Source organism: Nonomuraea sp. NPDC001684 (assembly GCF_053596515.1).
Genome location: NZ_JBSFGJ010000489.1, coordinates 1 through 6,556, shown reverse-complemented (window position 1 = coordinate 6,556; position 6,556 = coordinate 1). Strand labels below are relative to the sequence as shown.

Sequence of the window (6,556 nt, the reverse complement as noted above, 5' to 3'; positions counted from 1 at the left end):
TTCTACCAGACGGCCGAGGGCGAGGCGAGCGTCTACCCGGGCACCTTCAGCGTCAACACCATCGCCGCCTGGCGGGGTGAGGACGGCGAGTGGCAGCAGTCGCTGCCGACCGCCCCCGAGGTCAAGGTGGACCGGGACACCACGGTCACCCTCGACCTGCGCAAGGCCCGCGAGGTCCGCCTGGACACCCCCCGCACGACCGAGACCTACCTGTCCCACTACGCCCTGCGGCGCACCACCGCGAACGGCGTCGTGGCCGACTTCCTCTCCTCCTACCCGGCGTACGGGCTGCACCATTACTGGATGCTGCCCACCGAACCGGTCAAGCAGGGCGCCCTCGACCTCACCGGCCAGTTCTGGCAGGGCGCGCCGCTCGTCACGATGAAGGCCGGCGGACGCACGCTCGCCCCCCGCTACGCGGGCGTCACCCCCGACCTCCCCAAGCTGACCGGCAAGCAGACCCTCCCGCTGGTGGACGTGGGCCACGGCACCGACCTGTCCGGCCTGGACGTACGGGGCAAGCTCGCCCTGCTCGACCTCGGCGACCTCTGCCCGGACACGACCTGCTCCGGCGACGGGCTCGACCGCGTGCAGGCCCTGGCGGCCGCCGGCGCGGTGGGCGTGCTCGGCTACGGCGCGTCGGGACGGGCTTTCCTCGACCCGACCGGAAGCTGGGCCTTCTACCCGATCCCGACCATGAGCCTGCCCGCCGACCAGGGCAGGGCGCTGGCCCGCAAGCCGGTGGACGTCAAGGTCGAGGGCAGCCCGGCCACGCCGTACATGTACTCGCTGTTCTTCCCCGAGCGCGGCCGCATCCCCGCCCGCCTCGACCACCGGGTGACCGGGAAGAACCTTCAGGAGATCGACGACCGCTTCCACTCCGACCGCCCCGGCGCCGTGCGCATGAGCTGGACCCCCGTGCTGATCAACGGCTCCGAACCGTTCGCCGCGTGGGGTCTCGGCGGCGCCTGGCAGGCGCGGACCACCGTGACCGAGTACGTCGGGCCGGTCTCACCCGACGTGACCTGGCAGCGCGAGGTCAGGATGCGGTACGACGAGGGCGACCTGTCCAGGACCGGCTACAACACGGTCGCGCTCGACGTCTTCACCAAGGCGGGACGCCGGACCGAGCGGTGGGGCATGCAGCCCAGGGTTCCCGGCGGCCCGCGCGACGGCGACCGCGTGATCGACTCGGGCACGGCCACCTGTTTCGCGTGCCGTACCGGCGACCTGTTCACGTCGGCGGTGCCCGTCATGGGCCCCGAACCCCACCACCAGGAGCCCTTCACCTGGAGCGCCAATTTCCAGGCGTGGGCCGGCGGCAAGGACGAGCTGCACCTCTACCGCGACGGCCGGGAGGTTCCCCTGGAGGAGAGGATCGGCGCGCTCGGTCCCGTCGCGATCAAGTTGCCGACCTTCACCCTTCCGCCCGATGAGGCCGAATACCGGCTCACCGACACCTTCCACACCCCGCAGCCGGGACAGCGGTTCGCGACCGACGTCGAAACGGCCTGGACGTTCCGCTCCAAGCGCCCCGAATCCGGGATGAAGGACCTCACCGACGGCCTGTGCGCGGGCTGGCTCGTCACCCAGATCCTGGCTCCCTGCGCGCCGGTACGCCGGCTCAACCTCAGCTACGACCTGGACCTCGACCTGGACAACCAGGCCACGGCCGGGGCCGCCCGCCGCATCACCGTCACCGGCTACAACGGCTCCTTCTGGCAGCCCGACGCCAAGCTGACCACGCTCCGGCTCTCGGCCACCTTCGACGGCGGAGCCCACTGGGTGCCCGTCCCCATGTCGGCCTCCGGCGACCACGCCTTCACCGGCACCATCACCCACCCGCCCCTGTCCCGGACCGACGGCGCCGTCGGCCTCCGCGCCCAGGCCACCGACCAGGAGGGCAACACCGTGGACCAGACGATCCACAAGGCCTACGGACTGAAGCAACCCTGACGAGCCGTCGTCGGATCCGGTGCGTTCAGCAGCAGCCGCGCGTGCGCCGGCCGCCGCTGGGCCAGCCACTTCTGAAGCTCGTCCTCACCGTGACCGGCTGAGAGCGCGCCGGGGCGGGACGTCCCCGGGCGAGGACCGGGCCGCGGGACGTCGCCCGTCCCGCGGCCCGGGCACGGTCAGCCGACCGCGTAGGCGCGGGTCACCGTCTGGGTGACGCCGTCACCGGCGGTGTCCTTGGCCGTCGCGCGCAGGGAGACGAACCCCGGGGAGCCCGGGTTGGCGACGGTCGCCGTCCAGCCGGAGTCGGCCGCCCGGGTCCTGACGGGCTGCCAGGTGGCGCCGTCGTCGGTGGAGAACTCCAGCTCGACCGTGCGCACCGCGGCGCCGCGGGCGCCGGGGTTGCGCTCGATCCAGATCGACAGCGGGGTTCGCGACCCGGGTCTGGCCCGGTTCGCGGTGTCGAGGCCCTTGGGCGCGTACCTGACCGCCATCAGCGGCAGGGGCGTGGCCTGCGTGGTACGGGCCGAACGGAACGTCCAGACGGCGTCGACGCCCGTGGACAGGGTGTTCACGGACGTGTCCCGGCGCGAGGACGCGGCGAGGGTGTAGGTGCCGGCGTCCTGCGGCAGCGTCGCGGACAGCGCGCACTGGTCGCTGTCGCCCGGCGCGCAGTCGGCGATGTCGCTCGTGGCGAGCTGCCTGCCGTCGCGGGAGAGGGTCAGGGTGCCGGTGGCGGTGGCGTCCATGCCGGTCAGCCCCGCGACGCCGTCGGTGTGGAGCCGGCCCGCGAAGAACTGGAGCGTGTCTCCGGTACGGCTGCCGCCGGGCGTGGCGAACGACGGGCCCGCGACCGCCGCGTTCCAGACCTCGGAGAAGGCGCGTTCGCGCACCGGGCTCGTGCCGATCTGCCGGGAACCGCCTGTCTGGAACTCCGAGGACCAGGCGAGCCCGGGACTCCGGTAGTGCGTCATGGCGGAGGGCAGCGGGATGTCCTTGGTGGGCAGGGTGAGTGCCCCGGCGCCGGCCGGGTCCAGCGGTCCCGTCCACATGGTGCCGGTGCCGGCCGCGCCCGTGGAGCGGAACGTCTCGGACGCCTTGACCAGGTCCCTGGTCCGCGCGGAATAGGTGGGGTCGTCCGGGATGCCGCCGGTGCGGCGGTCGACGAGGTCGTAACGGTAGGGGCTGGGCGCGGCGTCCTTCTTGTGCCAGACGGTCCAGGACTCGTAGGTGAGCCCGGGTTGCCGGACCGGAATGACGTAGTAGCCCTCATTGGGGTCCTGGCCGGAGGCGTACCAGCCGTACTGCCATGGACCGTTGGCGAGGTAGAGGCCGAACCGCCGGTCGGCCGCGGCGGTGGGGTCGTCCACGGCGAACCGGACCTGCCTGCCCTCGCGTGCGTCGATCGTGACGCGCAGGTCGTCGGCACCGACCGCGAGCGGACGGTGACCGACCGTCAGGGCGACGGGGTCGAAGTCGTAGATCTCGGTGTAGAGGTTCCAGGCGCCCTTCGGGAGCCGCGTCTTCGCCACGCCGTCGCGGAAGGTGAGCATCCGCTGGGCGCCGCTCGCCTGGTCGTAGACCATTCCGAACGCCACGCCGGGCGCAGCGCCCGACCTGGCGACAGTGGTGACGGTGACGTCGTGGGACTCCGGCTCCACGTACGCGCCCGCCGGCGTACGCAGGATCGTGTCGCCGGAGGTGGCGGTGAGCACGCCCGGGTAGTCGCCCGCGGGCTTGCCGGTGACGTCGAGAGTGAGGGTGAGGGACGCCTGCCCGCGCGCCGGGACCTCCAGCTTGTCCTGCGGCAGCTTCAGCACGTCGGTGTCGGTCGTGAGGTTCAGGGTGACGGGGGCGTCCCCGTCGTTGGTGTAGATGATCGTCCGGGTGGCCTGGTCGCCGCCGGTGTGCTGCCACGGAAATGCGGCCCAGACGGTGGCGGGAGAGGCGATCACCTGCTGCGCCAGCGCGCGGGGCACGTCCACCCGCCCGGCGCCCTGCTCGTAGAGGCCGGTCCCGCTGGTGGGCTTGGCGCTGTCGACCAGCGCGGCCTTGAGCTGCTGCCCGGTCCAGCCGGGGTGTCGCTGGGCGAGGATCGCCGCCGCGCCGCTCACGTGCGGCGCCGCCATGGAGGTCCCGCTGTGCGCCACGTACGGCCCGTCGGCGGTGCCCTCGGCCGCGGCGGCGACGATGTCCACGCCAGGGGCGGTGATCTCGGGCTTGATCGCGTGATCGCCCGTTCTGGGGCCCTGGTTGGAGAACCTGGACACCTGGTCCGACCGGTCGACGGCGCCCACGGAGAGCGCGGCGTCCGCGGTGGACGGGCTGGACACGGTCCCTTCGCCGCCGCCGTTGCCGGCCGCCACCACGAAGAGCGTGCCCGTCCGTTCCGACAGGGTGTTCACGGCCTGCTCGACGGGATTGTCGCCGGGCTCGTCCACCGTGCCGAGGCTCATGTTGACGACCTTGGCGCGGACCTCGGTGGCGGCCCACTCCATGCCCGCCAGCAACGCCGAGTCGGCGATGCCGTCCACGCCGCCCACCTTCCCCACGGCGATGCGGGCCCCCGGCGCGACGCCTCGGTACTTCGTCCCGGCCCCGGCGACGATCGAGGAGACATGCGTGCCGTGGCCGACGCGGTCGGTCATGTCCGGCTCGTCGGAGAAGTTGCGCTCCTGGGTGACGACGCCCTTGAGATCGGGATGACCGGCGTCGTAGCCGCTGTCGAGCACGGCCACCGTGACGCCCTGGCCGGTGAACCCCTGCTGCCACGCCTCGGGCGCGCCGATCTGCGCGGTGCTGCGGTCCAGCGAGAAGGACCGGCGTCCGTCGAGCCAGATCTTGCCCTTCCCCGCGGCCGGCGTGCGAGCCCCGCTCACCAGGTCCCGCCACGTCCGCGCGGCGGTGCTCTTCGGCAGCCGCACCGCCGCCACGCCGAGGTCGTCGAGCTTGCGGGTCAGGCGGGTGCCGCTCAGCGCCGGGGCCGGCTGCTCCCCCAGGGTCTGGCTGATCAGCGGGATCTCGTCCGTGTCGGCGTCGCCGTACTTCCACGCCAGAAGCCGGGTCACGTCGAAGAGCCGATCGTCGAGCAGGCCCTCGCTGACCAGCGGGAACGCATCCGAGGGGATCACGTAGAGGTGTCCGTCGCGAAATTGCGTCGAGAAGCGGACCCGCCGTCCGGGGGCGCTCTCCACCCGGTGGCCCCGGCCGCTGACCGTCACCTTGTCCCCGGTCAGGAGCGTCACGCTCCCGGTCACGACCGGGCCGGTTCCTGCCGGGGCCGCGGCAAGGGAGGGTTCCTGAGCCGTGACGGCCCCCAAGGAACCGGCCAGTACGGCGGCCACCAATCCTGTTCGCAAAATTGTGAATGCCACACCCCTACTTGGACGAACCGTCGTGAAGCGTTATGAGCCACGTCGCCAACCGGCCGGCATTGAGGGATCGATCCACCTGTGCGACATTTGCGGCAGGCTCTCAGTGAGCAGCGCGGGGGCGGCGATGGTCCGGTTGCGGCGCGCCGCCGCATTCGTCCTGCGGCCGGACGGGGTGAGGGGCGTATGGGCCACGTTCTCGAAAAGCGGTACCGCCGTCTTCTGCGCGCCTATCCCGAGGGCCACCGCGCCGAGCACGGCGAGGAGCTGATCGGCGCGCTGCTGGCGGCCGCCCGGCCCGGGGCCCTGCGGCCGTCGCTGCGCGAGACGCTGTCTCTGCTGGCCGGCGGGTTCACCGTGCGCGTCCGGGCCAGCCGGGCGGCCGGCGTGCCGGGGTGGGCCGACGGTCTGCATCTCGGCGCCCTGGCCGTGGCGGTCGTCACCGTCGCGCAGCTGCCCGTCCTGCCTTACCTCGTCTTCAAGGTGTGGACCGGGGTCGGGGTCGTCCTGGTGGTGGCGCTGGTGCGGGGATGGACGCGGGTCGCGGCTCCTCTCGCGGCGATCGCCGCGCTCCTGACGAGCTGGCCCATCATCCTGGGATGGTTGCACGGCCCGGTGGTCGACGTCGGCCCGCTGTACGGCGACCTCGGGCCGGTCGCGCCCTACTGGGTGGTCGCGGCCGCGTCGGCGGCGCTCGCCGTCCGGCGGACCGGAGCGGGCCGCGCGTCGGGGCAGGCCCGGTGGTGGGGCGTGACGATGCCGGTCCGGTCGCCGTGGTGGCTGGTCGTCCCGCCGGTCTGCTGGGCGTTGCAGCTCGCGCAGGTGCCGGCGGACGAGACGGTCTGGGGTGTCGTACGGGCCGGCGTCGAGGTGGTGGCCCTGCTGCTGGTGCTGGCCGCCACGCTGGCCGCCCGGGACGGCCGCTGGGCGCTGGCCGCCGCCGTCTACCTGGTTCCCGGCCTGGTCCACCTGGCCGAGAACCTGCTGGTGACCCGGGTGAGCGGTTTCCTGTACTGGAGCGTGCTCACCGTTCTCGTGGTGACCTCCTTGGCGGCGGCCCGGCGGATGCGCGTCAGGGCGTGACCTGGAGGTCAGGAGGTGGTGACGAGGAAGCGGTGGAGGCCGCGGCCCACCCAGCGGTCGCGATGGTCCGGCGGCTCGGCCGCCGACAGCGCCGGGAAACGCCGCAGGAGCAGCGGCAGCGCGATGCGGGCCTCCATGCGCGACAGCGG

General features: G+C 73.0%; 3 protein-coding genes. 2 read left to right on the top strand and 1 reads right to left on the bottom strand.

Annotated features, from left to right (window positions below):
* On the top strand, nucleotides 1-1,956 hold a 1,956-nt coding region (locus tag ACWCSD_RS44795; protein WP_449924524.1), incomplete at its 5' end, for a hypothetical protein.
* Between the two features lie 176 nt (nucleotides 1,957-2,132).
* On the opposite strand, the gene ACWCSD_RS44790 is transcribed toward ACWCSD_RS44795, so the two are convergent.
* Complete coding sequence (locus ACWCSD_RS44790) at nucleotides 2,133-5,210, bottom strand: S8 family serine peptidase (RefSeq protein WP_449924521.1); 3,078 nt, start codon at nucleotides 5,208-5,210, stop codon at nucleotides 2,133-2,135.
* Between the two features lie 300 nt (nucleotides 5,211-5,510).
* Here ACWCSD_RS44790 and ACWCSD_RS44785 point away from each other — a divergent pair, with 300 nt between their 5' ends.
* Nucleotides 5,511-6,407, top strand: coding sequence for a hypothetical protein (locus ACWCSD_RS44785; protein WP_449924518.1), 897 nt, complete (start codon nucleotides 5,511-5,513; stop codon nucleotides 6,405-6,407).
* Nucleotides 6,408-6,556: the final 149 nt, after the last annotated feature.

What these genes read in the sequence shown, in the direction of transcription:
- ACWCSD_RS44785 (WP_449924518.1), top strand. Translation starts at nt 5,511, where the DNA reads ATGGGCCACGTTCTCGAAAAGCGGTACCGCCGTCTTCTGCGCGCCTAT.